This window comes from Shinella sp. (genome assembly GCF_049651085.1).
Classification (GTDB): Bacteria; Pseudomonadota; Alphaproteobacteria; order Rhizobiales; family Rhizobiaceae; genus Shinella.
Genome location: NZ_JBASBL010000009.1, coordinates 220,230 through 235,538, shown reverse-complemented (window position 1 = coordinate 235,538; position 15,309 = coordinate 220,230). Strand labels below are relative to the sequence as shown.

Here is a 15,309-nt window from a genome sequence, read left to right as displayed (position 1 = left end):
CGGTTGACCGGGATCAGCCGGCGGTCTTGGCGAAACGGGCGAGCAGGTCGTTCGCTTCGGTCTCGATCGTCTTCAGGGCGTCCTCGACCGAGGTTTCGCCGGCGAAGATGCGGCCGTATTCGCGCTCCATGATCTCGCGGATCTGCGGGTAGAAGCCGAGGCGGTAGCCCTTCGACCAGTCGCCCGACTTCAGCATGAGCTGCTGGATGCCGACTTCGGCAACCGGAGCCTTCTCGTAGTAGCCTTCGGACTTCGCCAGTTCATAGGCCGCCTTGGTGATGGCGACGTAGCCGGTTGCCTGGTGGTAGAACTTCTGGATTTCAGGCGAGGTCAGGAACTGGAAGAAGTCGGCCGTGCACTTGTTTTCCTCTTCCGTCTTGCCGGACATGGCGAAGAGCGCCGCGCCGCCGATGAAGGTGTTGGTGCCGGCGCCATCGACGCTCTGCCAATAGGGCAGGAAGGTTGCCGAGAACGGCTTCTGCGCGGTCTTCTGGAGGCCGCCGAACGAACCGGAGGAGCCGATCCAGAAGGCGGCCTTGCCGTCTTCGAAGAGCTTCTGGTTGTCGTTCCAGCCGGCGCCGTAGTAGCCGAAGTAGCCTTCGTCAGCCCAGGCCTTGAGCTTGGTGAACATCATGACGAGGTTCGGATCCGTCATGTTGATCTTCGTGTCGGTGACCGAATCGTAGCCGTTGTTGTTCGTCGCGAACTGGATGTTGTGGCGCGAGAAGAAGTTTTCGGTGAACTGCCAGGTGAGCTGCGACTGGACGAGCGGCAGGTAGCCGGCTTCCTTGAGCTTGGGGGCCAGCGCCTCGAACTCTTCCCAGGTTTTCGGCGCTTCGGCGCCGACCTTTTCGAGGGCCTCGGTGTTGACATACATGATCGGCGCCGAGGAGTTGAACGGCATGCCGACGAACTTGCCGTCCGGCGCGGCGTAGAAATAGCGCACGCCCTCGATGAAGGCTTCGCGGTCGAATGTGTGGCCAGCGCCGATGATCAGGTCTTCAGCGGGGATGACGGCGCCCGGCGCGTTGATGATCGTCGCCGCACCGGCGTCGAAGACCTGGAGGATGTTCGGCTGCTCGCCGGCGCGGAAGGCGGCGATGCCCGAAGCAAGCGCTTCCTCGTAGGTGCCCTTGGAAACCGGCGTCAGCGCGCAGGTGTTCTGCGCAGCGTTGAACTTCTGGGCGACCTCGTTGATGACTTCGCCGTTGCGGCCGGCCATGCCGTGCCACCAGGTGATATTGGTCGCGGCAAGCGACGTGGTAGCGGTAACGGCGAGTGCGAAACCTGCGAGGGAAAGCGGCTTGAACATGGGTTGCTCCTCTTCACCGGACTTGGTGTGAGGCTGCACTAATGAGCGGCCATGACAGACGCGCTACACTTTCATGTCACTTTCGTTACATCTTCCTTTTGCTTAAAACGCGCCCACAAAATGCCGTGGAAACCGCCAGGGCAGGACCGCGACGATGTCGTAGCGCAGCGAAAGGCGGTGGGCGTCCGGCTGGCGCGAAAGCCAGATTTCGCTGGCGGAGCGGATGCGTTGCTGGGCGGTTGCGGTGACGGCGAAGACGGCGCTGTCCACGTCGCGGCGAGCCTTTACCTCGACGCAGACGACAAGGTCGCCCCGCTGCGCAATGATGTCGATCTCGCCGAGTTTCGTGCGATGGCGGATGGCGCGGATGCGGTAGCCTTTGGCGGTGAGGTAAAGCGCGGCGATATATTCGGAGACGTGTCCGCGGCGGAAGGCCCTGAGCCGTTTCGGATCCGCCGGCCTATCCCGCATCGCCGCCCTTCAGGTCGATGAGCCGCTGGTAGAGGTCGCGCCGCGGCAGGCCGGTCTGGCGCGCCGCCTCGGTCGCCGCCTTGCCGGCCGACATGTCCTTGACGAGCATTGCCAGCAGCCGGTCGACATCCGCCGCATCGGGGGCGGCCGCCTCGCCCGGCGGTCCGATGACGAAGACGATCTCGCCCTTGACAGTGTGCCCGTCCCCATAATGGGCGGCAAGCTCGCCAAGCGAGCCCCTGCGGAATTCCTCGAAGGTCTTGGTCAGCTCCCGGCACACGCAGGCCGGGCGGGCCTCGCCCAGCACGTCGGCCGCGGCCACCACCGTCGCGGCGATGCGGTGCGGCGATTCAAAGAACATCAGCGTTGCCGGAACGGCCGAAAGCTCGGCGAGGCGATCGCGCCGCGCCTTGTCCTTGGAGGGCAGGAACCCGGCGAAGAAGAACGCATCGTTCGGCAGGCCCGAGCCGACAAGCGCGGCAAGCGGCGCGGAGGCGCCGGGGATGGGCACGACGCGATGGCCGGCCGCAATGGCAAGCAGCGCCAGCCGATAACCCGGATCGGAAACGAGCGGCGTGCCGGCATCGGAGACGAGCGCCACGGATTTTCCGGCATCGAGCGCGGCAATCAACCGTGGCCCGACGTCGTCGGCATTGTACTCGTGATAGGCATAGGGCCGGTTGACGATGCCATAGCGGTCGAGCAGCACGCGGGTGACGCGCGTGTCCTCGCAGGCGAGCACGTCGGCGCCGGCCAGCGTTTCCAGCGCCCGCAGCGTGATATCCGAGAGATTGCCGATGGGCGTCGCGACCAGGTAGAGCGCCGGCTCCAGCGGCCGGGCCGGGATGACGGCATTATGCAGGCGAAACGTCTTTCCGCCCTCGCCTGCCCCGCTTGCCGTCAAGTCTTCCCGCATCATCTGCCACCTTTCTTTTGTCTCCTTATGGGCGAGCGAAAAGGCCCCGGCAAGGGACAGCCGTTGAGGAACGCGCTCTACACACCGTTAGCACTTGCAATCCTGCCGGAACTTCTGCCATTTTGCCCCTCCACATCTTCCGGCCCCGGCCGGGACTTCAAGGCAATGCCGCGCCGGCTCCCGGCGTGCTAGCGGTCGAAAGCGGTACAGTTCCATGCGCATTACTCTCGAGCGGTCCAATCTTCTGAAGTCGCTGAACCACGTCCATCGCGTGGTCGAACGGCGCAACACGATCCCGATCCTCTCGAACGTGCTGCTCCGTTCGGAGGGCGCCAGCCTCGACATGAAGGCGACCGACCTCGACCTGGAGATCACCGAGGCGACACCTGCCCAGGTGGAAGAGGCGGGCGCCACCACCGTTCCGGCTCACCTTCTCTACGATATCGTGCGCAAGCTTTCCGACGGCTCGGAAGTGCTGCTGGCCACGAGCGCCGACGGCGCCTCGATGACGGTCGCCTCGGGCCGCTCGAAGTTCTCGCTGCAGTGCCTGCCGCAATCGGACTTCCCGGACCTTACCGCCGGCAGCTTCTCGCACACGTTCCGCCTCAAGGCGACGGACCTCAAGATGTTGATCGATCGCACCCAGTTCGCGATCTCGACGGAAGAGACCCGCTACTATCTCAACGGCATTTTCATCCACACGATCGAAAGCAACGGCCAGCTGAAGCTGCGCGCCGTCGCCACCGACGGTCACCGCCTCGCGCGCGCCGATATTGAAGCCCCGTCAGGCTCCGAGGGCATGCCGGGCATCATCATCCCGCGCAAGACGGTCGGCGAATTGCAGAAGCTGGTCGACAATCCGGACCTCACCGTCACCGTGGAAGTCTCCGACGCGAAGATCCGCTTCACCATCGGCTCGATCGTGCTGACCTCCAAGCTGATCGACGGCACCTTCCCGGACTACCAGCGCGTGATCCCGACCAACAACGACAAGGAACTGAAGATCGACTGCCAGTCCTTCGCGCAGGCCGTCGACCGCGTTTCCACCATTTCGTCCGAGCGCGGCCGCGCCGTGAAACTGGCGCTCGCCGATGGCCAGCTGACGCTGACCGTCAACAACCCGGATTCGGGCAGCGCGACGGAAGAACTGGCTGTCGGCTACGAGAACGATCCGCTCGAAATCGGCTTCAACGCAAAGTACCTGCTCGACATCACCGCGCAGCTTTCCGGCTCGGAAGCCGTGTTCATGCTTGCCGATCCGGGCTCGCCGACGCTGGTGCGCGACCTTGCCGGCGACGACGCGCTCTACGTCCTCATGCCGATGCGCGTATAGACCAGCCTGCCGGCACCGGGAAACCATTGTGGAACCCGCCGGCTGCCGGCGGGTTTTTTTGTAACCAGCGGTGCCGCCGGAAGAAAACTTGCCGGCGGCGACGCAATCAGGCTTGTTTTTGACGCAAATCGCGTCACATATTCGCGAACGGTCAAACGACGCAGAATGGAATGAAATCCACTGCCGGCCAGATAGCGACCATGAAGGGGAGTACCATGACGTTGCGCGTTAAAGTGAAGGAACGGCTCGGCAAGAAATTCGACACCGAGATCCGGTTCTTCAAAGGCTGGGTGCGCAACACGAAGGCGGTTGGCGCCATCATCCCGACGTCTTCCATCACCGCGCGCCGCATGGCCAGCGTCGTCACCCCGGCCTCCGGCCTTCCCGTCCTTGAACTTGGACCCGGCACCGGCGTCATCACCAAGGCGATCCTTGAAACCGGCCTTGCGCCGGAGAAGCTGACCTCCATCGAATTCTCGACGGACTTCTACAACTACCTGGTCGAGCGGTTCCACGGCGTCAATTTCATCAACGGCGATGCCTTCGATCTCGACAAGACACTCGGCGACATGCGCGACACGACCTTCGACAGCATCATATCCGCCGTGCCGCTGCTGAACTTCCCCATGCACAAGCGCGTGTCGCTGATCGAGGACCTGCTCTCCCGCATTCCGGTCGGTCGCCCCGTCGTGCAGATTTCCTACGGGCCGCTTTCACCGGTCGTCGCCATGCCGGATCGCTACCAGATCGCACATCTCGATTTCGTCGTGCGCAACATTCCGCCGGCGCAGCTGTGGACCTACCGCCGCACCCATTGAGCGGCACCGTGCTCGCGATCTACATCACTCATCCGCAGGTCCTGATCGACCCCGCCATACCCGTGCCCGACTGGGGGCTTTCCGAACGCGGTAGGGAGCGCAGCCTGCTGGCCGCCTCCGCCGGCTGGGCAGGCAAGATCGGCCGCTTCGTGGCGAGCACCGAGCGCAAGGCGATCGAGACGGCGGATATTCTGTGCGCCGGTCGCGCTGCCGTCGAAACCGACCACGCCATGGGCGAAAACGATCGTTCCGCCACCGGCTTCCTGCCGCCGGACGCCTTCGAGGACGCCGCCGACTGGTTCTTTGCCCATCCTGCGGAAAGCTTTCACGGCTGGGAGCGCGCGGTGGACGCACAGGCGCGCATCGTCTCGGCCGTCGAGCGGGTGCTTGCCGGGCACGATCCGGCCGTTCCGATCGCCTTTGTCGGCCATGGCGGCGTCGGCACGCTGCTGAAATGCCACCTCAATGGCACGCCGATCCGCCGGGATGGCGACCAGCCGCCCGGTGGCGGCAATCTTTTCGCTTTCCGGCTTGCGGACCGAAGCGTCACATGCGACTGGACGCCAATGGAATCTTGGAAAGGGTTTTGACCATGTCCGCGCGCGACCGCCTGATCGTTGGCCTCGATGTACCGACCATCGCGGAGGCGGAAAAAGTGGTCCGGACGCTTGGCAGCTCCACCCTCTTCTACAAGATCGGCTACCAGCTCGTCTTTGCCGGCGGCCTGGAATTTGCCCGCGACCTTGCCAAGGACGGCAAGAAGGTCTTCCTCGACATGAAGCTGCTCGACATCGACAACACGGTGGCCAAGGGCGTTGAGAACGTCGTCAAGATGGGCATGTCCATGCTGACGCTGCATGCCTATCCCAAGGCGATGGCCGCGGCTGTTTCCGCCGCGAAGGGTTCCGACCTGTGCCTTCTCGGCGTCACGGTCCTCACCTCCATGGATGCCAAGGACGTCATCGACGCCGGCTATGAATACGATCCGCACACGCTGGTGCTGCGCCGCGCCGAACAGGCGCGCATCGCCGGCATGGGCGGCGTCGTCTGCTCCGCCGAAGAGGCGAGCGCCGTGCGCAAGATCGTCGGCTCCGACATGGCGATCGTCACCCCGGGCATCCGCCCCGCAGGCGCCGATCTCGGCGACCAGAAGCGCGTGATGACGCCTGCCGACGCCCTGAAGGCCGGCTCCAGCCACCTTGTCGTCGGCCGCCCGATCGTCAAGGCCGCCGATCCGTTGGCCGCAGCCAAAGCGATCCTTGCCGAGATGGACGGCGCACTGACAGCATAAATGCAAAGGGAGAGAGACATGTCGAAGGGCTACTGGATTGCACAGGTCGATGTGCGCGACACCGAGCGCTACAAGGACTATGTCGCCGCCGCCAAGCCGGCTTTCGAAAAGTACGGCGCGAAGTTCATCGCCCGCGGCGGCGCGTTCGAGCAACTGGAAGGCCGCGTGCGTGCGCGCAACGTGATCATCGAGTTTCCTTCGCTCCAGGCCGCCGTCGACTGCTACAATTCGCCGGAATACCAGATCGCCGCCGCCATCCGCCAGGAAGTGGCGGACGCGGAAATGGTGGTCGTGGAAGGCCTCTGAGCCAAGCCCCGCATAGGCCTGCAAAACCGGCAGAAGAGACGCTTCGCCGCGCTTCACCTCGCGGACGGTTTGGGCTATGTAGGCCTCACCTACTACCATCCTATTCTCCAGGAGCAGCCTCATGACCTTGTCCAACCTCCCGCCGCTCGTCACCGTCTTCGGCGGCTCGGGCTTCGTCGGGCGTCATGTGGTGCGCGCGCTTGCGCGCCGCGGCTACCGCATCCGCGTCGCCGTGCGCCGGCCGGACCTTGCCGGCTTCCTCCAGCCGATCGGCGGCGTCGGCCAGATCTCCTATGTCCAGGCGAACCTGCGCTACCGCCAGTCGGTCGATCGGGCTGTCGAAGGCTCCGATCACGTCGTCAACTGCGTCGGCGTGCTGTTCGAGGCCGGCCGCAACACGTTTGACGCCGTGCAGGATTTTGGCGCCCGCGCCGTCGCCGAGGCCGCGCGCAACGCCGGCGCCGGGCTCACCCATATTTCCGCACTCGGCGCCGACGAGAAGTCCGCCTCCACCTATGCCCGCACCAAGGGCCGCGGTGAAGCCGCCGTGCTGCGCGCCGTGCCGGATGCCGTCATCCTGCGCCCGTCCATTATTTTCGGCCCGGAAGACGGATTCTTCAACAAGTTCGCGACCATGGCGCGCTATGCGCCGGTCCTGCCGCTGATCGGCGGCGGCCACACGAAGTTCCAGCCGGTCTATGTCGACGACGTCGCGGAAGCGGTCGCCCGCTCGGTGGACGGCTCGATCGAACGCGGCCGTATCTACGAACTGGGCGGCCCGGAAGTCCTGACCTTCCGCCAGTGTCTCGAATTGATGCTGCAGGTGGTCGACCGCAAGAAGCCGCTCGTCTCCCTGCCCTTCAGCATCGCCTCGATAATCGGCTCCATCGCCTCGCTGGTGCCTTTCGTCAAGCCGCCGCTGACCCCCGACCAGGTGACGCTGCTGCGCTCGGACAACATCGTCTCGGACGCTGCCCGCAGCGAGGGCCGCACCCTGGAGGCCATCGGCATCGAGCCGATACTCGTCGAGGCGATCCTGCCGAGCTACCTCGTGCGCTACCGTCCGCAGGGCCAGTTCACGCGGATCGACAAGACGGTCTGAAGCCTCTTTTTCCAATCGGAGCGGCCGCCGCAGGGGCAATCCCGGCGGCGGCCGCTCTGGTTTTTCCCAAAGCGCCTTGGGCCTGCTGTTGCACTTATGCAGCGGTTAAAAAATGCGTTGCGGCATTTACGCGCGATTCAGCATGGCACGATATTGATTGTAGCCGGACCAGCGAATAAACACCGCCCGCGCCGCGTATTGCATGAGGGTCATGCAACGGCGCATTTCAGCACTTTGAGAGGCTTTCGGCGCAAATGGGCAAGGCAATTGCACTCTTCTTCGGATTTTCGGCTCTGATCATCGTGGCCGGATCCTTTGTCGCGCCCTCGACGGTTTCCGCCAGCAAGCCCGGCTGTTCGCCGGCCTACGGCGTCGATCCCTGCACGACCGCATCGGTCGAGTAAGCCCCGGCCAGCCTGAAAAGGCCGGCCGAAGCCGGTCTTTCATCCCCAGATCAAAAGGGCGACAAGGCCCAGCGCGCCGACAACGATCCGCCAGATGGCGAACAGCGTGAAGCCGCGACGCGAGACGAAGTCGAGCAGCTTGCGCACGACGAAGAGGCCCGCGACGAAGGCGGCGGCAAAACCGACGCCGATCACCAGCAGGTCGTCCGACGAGAGCGCTTCGCGGTTCTTGTAGAGATCGAGCGTGAAGGCGCCGAGCATGGTCGGCATGGCGAGGAAGAACGAAAACTCCGCCGCAGACCGCTTGTCCGTGCCCATCAACAGGGCTCCGGCGATCGTTGCCCCCGAGCGCGAGGTGCCGGGGATCATCGCCAGGCACTGGCACAGGCCGATCTTGAAGGCGAGCGACGGCGGGTATTTCATCGCATCCGTATAGCGCGGCTGCAGCGGCAGCCGGTCGATCACATAGAGAATGACGCCGCCGATGATCAGCACGATGCAGATCAGCATCGGCGTCTCGAACAGCACCGTCTTGATGAAATCATGCGCGATCGCCCCGATGACGGCGGCCGGCAGGAAGGCGACAAGCACGCTGACGACGAAACGCCGCGCCTCCGGGCTCGACGGCAGCGCGAAGGCGATGCGCGTGAGCTTTGCCGCATAGACGGAGAGGATCGCGAGAATCGCGCCGAGCTGGATCAGAACGGCAAAGCTGTTGCCCGGCGACTTGAAACCGAGAAAATGTCCGGCCAGCAGGATGTGAGCGGTAGACGATACCGGGATGAATTCGGTCAGGCCCTCGATGAGACCGAGAATGAGGGCGCTGACGATCGACTGGTCTGCCATGTAAGTTCCTTGGGAAAAGGGAAGGAAAGGCGCAATGGAGAAGCGGACATCCGGCAAAAAGCCCGATTCGCTTGTGTTTGTACCATCAAATTTCTATAGGTTCGTCAAATCGGCCGTCGCCAAATCAGTTCCGCATGATGCGGTAGGCCCGGCAATGCCCCTTCCGCACATCGAGTAAAAGCAGCGTTCATGCCCACACTCTATCACCATCCGATGTCTTCGGCCTCCCGCTTCGTCCGGCTCATCCTGTCGGAATACGGGTTCCAGACGGAACTCGCCGACGAGCAGCCGTGGGAAAACCGGCGCGATTTTCTCGCTCTCAACCCGGCCGGCACCCTGCCCGTCTATGTCGACGACAGTATGCGGGCGCTCTGTGGCGCGAGCGTGATCTCGGAATATCTGGACGAGACCCATGGCGTCCTCAAGCGTGATCGCCGGCTGCTGGCGGAAGATCCCTTCCAGCGCGCCGAAATTCGCCGCCTCACGGAATGGTTCCTGCAGAAGATGGAGCAGGACGTGACACGCCCGCTGGTGCGCGAGCGCATCTTCAAGCTCCAGATGACGGCCGATCAGGGCGGCGGGCCGCCGGACAGCAAGATCCTGCGCAATTCGCGCGCCAATATCCGCCAGCACATGAAGTATCTTTCCTGGCTCGCCGGCTCGCGCACCTATCTTGCAGGCGACCGGCTGAGTTATGCTGACCTTGCCGCCGCCGCCGCCATTTCGGTGCTCGACTATATGGGCGAGATAAACTGGAACGACGCACCGCAGGCCAAGGATTGGTACCAGCGGCTGAAGTCGCGCCCCTCCTTCCGCCCGCTGCTCGGCGAACGGGTGCGCGGCGTGACGCCGGTCTCGCACTATGCGGACCTGGACTTCTGAGGAGACCATCATGTCGGGCGACGACAGGCTCCGGCATCGCCTGACCGAATTCGTCAAGGCGGAGGCGTTGGACAAGGGGTTCGACCTCTGTCGCATCACCGGGCCTGACTCCATCCCGCAGGCACCGGCGCGCCTCACGGATTTCCTTGCCGCCGGCTACCACGGCACGATGGAATGGATGTCGGAGACCGAAGCACGGCGCGCCGATCCGCGCGTGCTGTGGAGCGAGGTGCGCTCCGTCGTGCTGTTCGGCATGAACTACGGCCCGCAGCACGACCCGCGCGGCGTGCTCGCCATGCCCGACTGCGCGGCGATCTCCGTCTACGCGCAGAACCGCGACTATCACGACATCATCAAGGGCAAGCTCAAGGAAGTGGCGACGCGCTTTGCCGCGCGCGGCGGTGCGGACGTGAAGGTCTTCGTCGACACCGCGCCGGTGATGGAAAAGCCGCTGGCGGCCGCGGCCGGCCTCGGCTGGCAGGGCAAGCACACCAACCTCGTCAGCCGCACGCACGGCTCCTGGCTCTTCCTCGGCAGCCTCTTCACCACCGCCGACCTCCTGCGCGACGAAGCGGAGCGCGACCATTGCGGCTCCTGCCGCGCCTGTCTCGATTCCTGTCCGACGGACGCCTTTCCTGCACCCTACAAGCTCGATGCGCGGCGCTGCATTTCCTACCTCACCATCGAGCACAAGGGCCCGATCGACCCGGACCTGCGCCCGAAGATCGGCAACCGCATCTATGGCTGCGACGATTGCCTTGCCGCCTGCCCCTGGAACAAGTTCGCCGCCGCAGCATCGGAGATGAAGCTCGTCGCCCGCGAGGAGTTGAAGGCGCCCGCCATCGCCGAACTGCTGACGCTCGACGACCCCGGCTTCCGCACCCATTTCTCCGGCTCGCCCGTCAAGCGCATCGGCCGGGACCGTTTCGTGCGCAACACGCTGATTGCCGCCGGCAATTCCGGCGACCGCAGCCTGATCGATCCGTGCATCCGCCTTGCCGACGACGCCGCGCCCGTGGTGCGTGGCATGGCCGCATGGGCGCTCTCCCGCCTGATGGACGCTGGCGAATTCGAGAGATTTGCGGCAGGAAGAATGCAGGACGCGGACGACGACGTGCGTGCGGAATACGAAAGAGCGAAGGCGAAACGATGATGAAGCACCTCCTGATCCTCGGCGCCGGCTTTTCCGGCAAGGCCATCGGCGACGTTTTCAGGCAGGCCGGTTTTTCCGTGTCAGGTACAACGCGCTCGACCGAAAAGGCCGAAAGCCTCCGCAAGATCGGCATCGAGCCGATCCTCTATGATGGCGGTGCGATTTCGGACGGCCTTGCCGCGGACATGGCGCGCGCCACCCATGTCGTGCAGTCGATCGCGCCCGGCAAGGACGGCGACCCGCTGTTCCGCCCCGACATGCCGGCGCTCACCTCCCTGATGCCCAGGCTCGAATGGGCCGGCTACCTTTCCACCGTCGGCGTCTATGGCGACCACAAGGGCGGCTGGGTGGATGAGGCAACGGTGCTGAACCCGGTCTCCGCCCGCTCCGTCGAACGGGTCGAGGCGGAAGACCACTGGCTCGCCTTCGGCAAGGCCGCCGGCCTGCCGGTTGCCGTGCTGCGCCTTGCCGGCATCTATGGGCCGGGCCGCAATGCGCTGCGCAACATGGAAGAGGGAACTGCCCGCCGCCTCGTCAAGAAGGACCAGGTGTTCAACCGCATCCGCGTCGAGGATATCGGCCGCTCGGCCCTCTTCCTTGCCGGCAAGCATCTTGCCGGCGTGTGGAACATCACCGACAACGAGCCAGGCCCGCCGCAGGATGTGGTGGCCGAAGCTGCCCGCCTGATGGGCCTGCCGACCCCGCCGGACATTCCTTTCGAAACGGCGGAACTTTCCCCCATGGCACGGTCTTTCTACGGGGAGAACAAGCGCGTTTCGAACGCGAAGCTGAAGGCTGCGGGCTTCGAATTCCGCTTCCCGAACTACCGCCAGTCGCTCGCCGAGCTTCACGCGTCCGGCCATTGGCGGGGCTGAGGCGGCGAGGCCCCCGGGGCCGGGTTTTGCGATTTAATACAACCCTGAATTTATCTGCCTCATTGTTGCCGCCGAATTAATGCGGAACTATTGCTAATATTAAAAGTTTTTTCCAAAAATTTGCGCAATTGCCGAACAGGCATCCCGACTTTCAAGTCGATCCAGTTTAGTCACTGATTCGCAAGACTCTTTCCTGTCCGATTAACGAAGATTAACAATCCATCGTGAGCGATGGACTGTATATCCCACCGCGCATCGACAGCAATTGCGGCCGGTTGAGGCACGTTTTCGCCATTTTTGCTTCGTCATAGGGCGGCCTACAGCGGATATCCGCAACTCTTCCGGAAGGTCATCCGATCCATGATGCTCAAGCTCTCCAGTCTCGCGCTTGCTTCTCTCGTCATAGCCTCCTCGTCTTTCGTTACATTCTCGGAAGCACAGGCGGCCGGCTGCGGCCGTGCATCGTGGTATGCGCTGCACTCGCGCACCGCTTCCGGTGAACGCATGAACCCGAACCTGCTGACGGCCGCACACCGGAGCCTGCGCTTCGGCACCAAGGTGAAGGTGACCAATTCGAACAACGGCAAGAGCGTCGTGGTGCGCATCAACGATCGCGGCCCGTTCATCCGCGGCCGGGTGCTCGATCTCTCCAAGGCGGCCGCCTCCAACATCGGCATGATCAGCTCCGGCCACGCCAAGATCTGTTTCGAAGTCATCGGCTGAACCGACACCCCATTCTGCGGCTTCCAGCTTGCTCTTCCTGCATTCCGCCGCTACCACGACGCAAAACGGAGTATACGGATGCGATTGGGTGGGCGGCTCTCGGGAGCCATCGAGGTTCTGACGAATATCGAGACGCGGCGGCGCCCCGTCGCCGATGCGCTCAAGGACTGGGGCCTCTCCCATCGGTTTGCCGGTTCGGGCGACCGCGCGGCCATCGGCAATATCGTCTACGACGCCCTGCGCATGAAACTGTCGCACGCCTATCTGATGGGCGACGACAGCCCCACCGCCCTCGGCCATGCCGTGCTGCTGCGCCAATGGGGTCTTGCACCCGAGGCGCTCGCCGCGGAATTCGAGGGCGACCGGTTCGCGCCGGAACCGCTCTCGCAGGAAAAGCTTGCCGCCTTCCACGCCCGCGATCTCGCCGGGGCCGCCCCGCATGTGCAGGGCGACATCCCGGAATGGATCCAGCCCTCATTCGAGACGAACTTTTCCGAAGGCTGGCTGAGGGAGGCCAAGGCGCTTGCCGGCCGGCCGACGCTGGACCTGCGCGCCAATACCCTCAAGGCAAGCCGCGAAAAAGTGCTGGAGGCGCTCGAGAGCAACGCCGCCGCCGCTTCCCCCATCGCCCGCCAGGGCATCCGCATTCCGGCCGGCGAAGGCCCGTCCCGCCTGCCGAACCTCACCGCCGACCTATCCTTCCAGAAGGGCTGGTTCGAGGTGCAGGACGAGGGCTCGCAGATCGTCGCCGATCTCGTCTTCCCGCAGGAAGGCGATCAGGTGCTCGACTTCTGCGCCGGCGGCGGTGGCAAGACGCTCGCCATGGCGGCCGCAATGAACAACAAGGGCCAGGTGCACGCCTACGACACCGATCGCAAGCGCCTGATGCCGATCATCGAGCGGCTGAAGCGCGCCGGCACCCGCAATGTCCAGATCCACGAGGATATTTCCAGCCTCTCATCGCTGGAGGGCCGTTTCGACCGCGTGCTGGTCGATGCGCCGTGCACGGGCACCGGCACCTGGCGCCGGCGGCCCGATACGAAATGGCGCCTCACCGACAAGAATCTGGAAGAGCGCCTTGTCCAGCAGCAGGAAGCGTTAGCCAATGCCAGCACCTTCGTGCGGCCCGGCGGCCTCCTGTTCTACGTCACCTGTTCGATCCTGCCGCAGGAGAACGAAGAGCAGGTTCACAGCTTCTGCCAGAACAACCCGGAATTCGAAATCCAGTCTGCCGCCGACACCTGGAAGACCCTCTTCGGCAGCGGCAAGCCGCAGCCCTGGTCGCGCGACGGCAAGACGGTCACCCTGACGCCGGGCTTGACCGATACGGACGGCTTCTTCTTCTGCGCCATGGGCCGCAAGGCTTGATTCAGTTGCGATCCGTCAAGGACGGAAGAGCAGCTTGAAATCGTTCTAAACTATACATTTTGACACCAGTTTTCATTTGGTTCATGACAGTCATGCCTGAACAAACCCGAGCCCGGCGGTCTGCCGGACCATCCGGGCAGCGGCATGCAAGCTGCGGCATCCGGTGTCGGGGGGACACGCCAACAGGACACCAGGAGACGTCATGACCACTTCCTTCCTTCGCGCGGCCGCCTTTGCGCTTGCTGCTGCGGCATCAAGCCTTGCCATCGGCTCCGCCCATGCGGCCACCGATCCGGCTGCGATCGTCAAGCACTATGCCGAGATCGCGCATGCCAAGTTTTCCGACTCGCTCGACGCCGCCAAGGCGCTCGATGCGGCGATCGACGCCCTCATCGCCAAGCCGAGCGACGAAACGCTGAAGGCCGCCCGCGAGGCGTGGCTGAAGTCGCGCGTGCCCTACCAGCAAACGGAGGCCTACCGCTTCGGCAATCCGCTCGTCGACGATTGGGAAGGCAAGGTAAACGCCTGGCCGCTCGATGAAGGCCTGATCGACTATGTCGATGGCAGCTACGGCACGGAAAGCGACGAGAACGCCCTCTTCGTTGGCAATGTCATTGCCAATCCGAAGCTGGAGATCGGCGGCAAGACGATCGACGCCACCACGATCACGCCGGAGGTCCTGCAGGAACTGCACGAGGCCGGCGAAGTGGAAGCCAACGTCGCCACCGGCTATCACGCCATCGAATTCCTGCTGTGGGGCCAGGACCTGAACGGCACCGGAAAGGGCGCCGGCAACCGGCAGGCGAGCGACTACGATACGGCCAATTGCACCAACGGCAATTGCGACCGCCGCGCCGCCTACCTGAAGGCCGCCTCCTCGCTGCTCGTCACCGACCTCGAAGAAATGGTGAAGGCCTGGGCCGCGGACGGCGACGCCACCAAGAACGTGACCGCCGATCCGAAGGCCGGCATCACCGCCATGCTGACCGGCATGGGCTCGCTCTCCTATGGCGAACTTGCCGGCGAGCGCATGAAGCTCGGCCTGCTGCTGCACGATCCGGAAGAGGAGCACGATTGCTTTTCCGACAACACGCACAACTCGCACTACTACGACGTCGTCGGCATCCAGACCGTCTATACGGGCGAATATACCCGGCCGGACGGCTCGAAATTGACCGGGCCGTCGCTGTCCGAACTGGTTGCGGAAAAGGATGCCGCGCTTGATACGGAAATGAAGGGCAAGCTCGACGCCAGCCACACCGCGTTCAAGGCGCTGGTCGACCGTGCCGAAGGCGGCGAGGCCTATGACCAGATGATCGGCGAAGGCAATGAAGAGGGCAACAAGGTCGTCCAGACCGCCATCGACAGCCTGATCGACCAGACGAAGACGATCGAACGCGTCATCGGGTCGCTGGACCTCGGCAAGATCGAGCTTGAAGGCTCCGACAGCCTGGATAATCCTAACGCTGTCTTCCAATGATAGAAGGCGGGCCGTCCCCTTTGCGGAGA

At 64.0% G+C, this 15,309-nt stretch carries 17 protein-coding genes; 13 read left to right on the top strand and 4 right to left on the bottom strand.

Features of this window, described 5'->3' with window-relative positions:
* Positions 1-13: 13 nt before the first annotated feature.
* The 3 genes from WA950_RS06405 to rsmI form a co-directional block, all read right to left on the bottom strand.
* Positions 14-1,312: an extracellular solute-binding protein gene (locus tag WA950_RS06405; protein ID WP_424550856.1), complete on the bottom strand. Its 1,299-nt coding sequence runs from the start codon at positions 1,310-1,312 to the stop codon at positions 14-16.
* Positions 1,313-1,414: 102 nt separating this feature from the next.
* Positions 1,415-1,783: a YraN family protein gene (locus tag WA950_RS06400; RefSeq protein ID WP_424550855.1), complete on the bottom strand. Its 369-nt coding sequence runs from the start codon at positions 1,781-1,783 to the stop codon at positions 1,415-1,417.
* Positions 1,773-2,702 (bottom strand): 16S rRNA (cytidine(1402)-2'-O)-methyltransferase, encoded by a 930-nt coding sequence (gene rsmI, locus WA950_RS06395; protein ID WP_424550854.1) that lies wholly within the window; start codon positions 2,700-2,702, stop codon positions 1,773-1,775. The genes WA950_RS06400 and rsmI overlap by 11 nt, the downstream gene beginning before the upstream one ends.
* Positions 2,703-2,913: 211 nt before the next feature.
* Between rsmI and dnaN the strand changes: the two genes are divergently transcribed.
* The 7 genes from dnaN to WA950_RS06360 all read left to right on the top strand — a co-directional run bounded on the left by dnaN (position 2,914) and on the right by WA950_RS06360 (position 7,953).
* On the top strand, positions 2,914-4,032 hold the full coding sequence (dnaN, locus tag WA950_RS06390; RefSeq protein ID WP_424550853.1) for a DNA polymerase III subunit beta: 1,119 nt from the start codon (positions 2,914-2,916) through the stop codon (positions 4,030-4,032).
* Between the two features lie 215 nt (positions 4,033-4,247).
* Positions 4,248-4,850: a phospholipid N-methyltransferase PmtA gene (gene pmtA, locus WA950_RS06385; RefSeq protein WP_424550852.1), complete on the top strand. Its 603-nt coding sequence runs from the start codon at positions 4,248-4,250 to the stop codon at positions 4,848-4,850.
* Positions 4,851-4,858: 8 nt separating this feature from the next.
* Positions 4,859-5,440, top strand: coding sequence for a histidine phosphatase family protein (locus WA950_RS06380; protein WP_424550851.1), 582 nt, complete (start codon positions 4,859-4,861; stop codon positions 5,438-5,440).
* Positions 5,441-5,442: 2 nt separating this feature from the next.
* Positions 5,443-6,141 (top strand): orotidine-5'-phosphate decarboxylase, encoded by a 699-nt coding sequence (gene pyrF / locus WA950_RS06375; RefSeq protein ID WP_424550850.1) that lies wholly within the window; start codon positions 5,443-5,445, stop codon positions 6,139-6,141.
* Positions 6,142-6,159: 18 nt separating this feature from the next.
* Positions 6,160-6,447 carry a DUF1330 domain-containing protein gene (locus WA950_RS06370; RefSeq protein WP_424550849.1) on the top strand — a complete coding sequence of 96 codons (288 nt, stop codon included), beginning with the start codon at positions 6,160-6,162 and terminating at the stop codon, positions 6,445-6,447.
* Between the two features lie 121 nt (positions 6,448-6,568).
* A complete protein-coding gene (locus WA950_RS06365; RefSeq protein WP_424550848.1) occupies positions 6,569-7,549 on the top strand; it encodes a complex I NDUFA9 subunit family protein in 981 nt (326 codons plus the stop codon).
* A gap of 254 nt (positions 7,550-7,803) precedes the next feature.
* Positions 7,804-7,953 (top strand): hypothetical protein, encoded by a 150-nt coding sequence (locus WA950_RS06360; RefSeq protein ID WP_424550847.1) that lies wholly within the window; start codon positions 7,804-7,806, stop codon positions 7,951-7,953.
* A 39-nt stretch (positions 7,954-7,992) separates the two neighbouring features.
* On the opposite strand, the gene WA950_RS06355 is transcribed toward WA950_RS06360, so the two are convergent.
* On the bottom strand, positions 7,993-8,799 hold the full coding sequence (locus WA950_RS06355; RefSeq protein WP_424550846.1) for an undecaprenyl-diphosphate phosphatase: 807 nt from the start codon (positions 8,797-8,799) through the stop codon (positions 7,993-7,995).
* A 189-nt stretch (positions 8,800-8,988) separates the two neighbouring features.
* On the opposite strand from WA950_RS06355, the gene WA950_RS06350 reads away from it, so the two are divergent.
* The 6 genes from WA950_RS06350 to WA950_RS06325 all read left to right on the top strand — a co-directional run bounded on the left by WA950_RS06350 (position 8,989) and on the right by WA950_RS06325 (position 15,280).
* Positions 8,989-9,681 (top strand): glutathione S-transferase family protein, encoded by a 693-nt coding sequence (locus tag WA950_RS06350; protein ID WP_424550845.1) that lies wholly within the window; start codon positions 8,989-8,991, stop codon positions 9,679-9,681.
* A 10-nt stretch (positions 9,682-9,691) separates the two neighbouring features.
* Entirely contained in the window at positions 9,692-10,834 is a 1,143-nt protein-coding gene (gene queG / locus WA950_RS06345; RefSeq protein WP_424550844.1) for a tRNA epoxyqueuosine(34) reductase QueG, read from the top strand.
* On the top strand, positions 10,831-11,709 hold the full coding sequence (locus tag WA950_RS06340; RefSeq protein WP_424550843.1) for an SDR family oxidoreductase: 879 nt from the start codon (positions 10,831-10,833) through the stop codon (positions 11,707-11,709). The genes queG and WA950_RS06340 overlap by 4 nt, the downstream gene beginning before the upstream one ends.
* A 363-nt stretch (positions 11,710-12,072) precedes the next feature.
* Positions 12,073-12,432, top strand: a complete 360-nt coding sequence (locus WA950_RS06335) for a septal ring lytic transglycosylase RlpA family protein (RefSeq protein ID WP_424550994.1) — start codon at positions 12,073-12,075, stop codon at positions 12,430-12,432.
* 78 nt (positions 12,433-12,510) lie between these two features.
* Complete coding sequence (locus tag WA950_RS06330) at positions 12,511-13,800, top strand: RsmB/NOP family class I SAM-dependent RNA methyltransferase (RefSeq protein WP_424550842.1); 1,290 nt, start codon at positions 12,511-12,513, stop codon at positions 13,798-13,800.
* 202 nt (positions 13,801-14,002) lie between these two features.
* Positions 14,003-15,280: an imelysin family protein gene (locus tag WA950_RS06325; RefSeq protein ID WP_424550841.1), complete on the top strand. Its 1,278-nt coding sequence runs from the start codon at positions 14,003-14,005 to the stop codon at positions 15,278-15,280.
* Positions 15,281-15,309: the final 29 nt, after the last annotated feature.

Coding starts and splice junctions, on each gene's coding strand:
- WA950_RS06405 (WP_424550856.1), bottom strand. CDS start 1,312: ATGTTCAAGCCGCTTTCCCTCGCAGGTTTCGCACTCGCCGTTACCGCT.
- WA950_RS06400 (WP_424550855.1), bottom strand. CDS start 1,783: ATGCGGGATAGGCCGGCGGATCCGAAACGGCTCAGGGCCTTCCGCCGC.
- rsmI (WP_424550854.1), bottom strand. CDS start 2,702: ATGATGCGGGAAGACTTGACGGCAAGCGGGGCAGGCGAGGGCGGAAAG.
- dnaN (WP_424550853.1), top strand. CDS start 2,914: ATGCGCATTACTCTCGAGCGGTCCAATCTTCTGAAGTCGCTGAACCAC.
- pmtA (WP_424550852.1), top strand. CDS start 4,248: ATGACGTTGCGCGTTAAAGTGAAGGAACGGCTCGGCAAGAAATTCGAC.
- pyrF (WP_424550850.1), top strand. CDS start 5,443: ATGTCCGCGCGCGACCGCCTGATCGTTGGCCTCGATGTACCGACCATC.
- WA950_RS06370 (WP_424550849.1), top strand. CDS start 6,160: ATGTCGAAGGGCTACTGGATTGCACAGGTCGATGTGCGCGACACCGAG.
- WA950_RS06365 (WP_424550848.1), top strand. CDS start 6,569: ATGACCTTGTCCAACCTCCCGCCGCTCGTCACCGTCTTCGGCGGCTCG.
- WA950_RS06360 (WP_424550847.1), top strand. CDS start 7,804: ATGGGCAAGGCAATTGCACTCTTCTTCGGATTTTCGGCTCTGATCATC.
- WA950_RS06355 (WP_424550846.1), bottom strand. CDS start 8,799: ATGGCAGACCAGTCGATCGTCAGCGCCCTCATTCTCGGTCTCATCGAG.
- WA950_RS06350 (WP_424550845.1), top strand. CDS start 8,989: ATGCCCACACTCTATCACCATCCGATGTCTTCGGCCTCCCGCTTCGTC.
- queG (WP_424550844.1), top strand. CDS start 9,692: ATGTCGGGCGACGACAGGCTCCGGCATCGCCTGACCGAATTCGTCAAG.
- WA950_RS06340 (WP_424550843.1), top strand. CDS start 10,831: ATGATGAAGCACCTCCTGATCCTCGGCGCCGGCTTTTCCGGCAAGGCC.
- WA950_RS06335 (WP_424550994.1), top strand. CDS start 12,073: ATGCTCAAGCTCTCCAGTCTCGCGCTTGCTTCTCTCGTCATAGCCTCC.
- WA950_RS06330 (WP_424550842.1), top strand. CDS start 12,511: ATGCGATTGGGTGGGCGGCTCTCGGGAGCCATCGAGGTTCTGACGAAT.
- WA950_RS06325 (WP_424550841.1), top strand. CDS start 14,003: ATGACCACTTCCTTCCTTCGCGCGGCCGCCTTTGCGCTTGCTGCTGCG.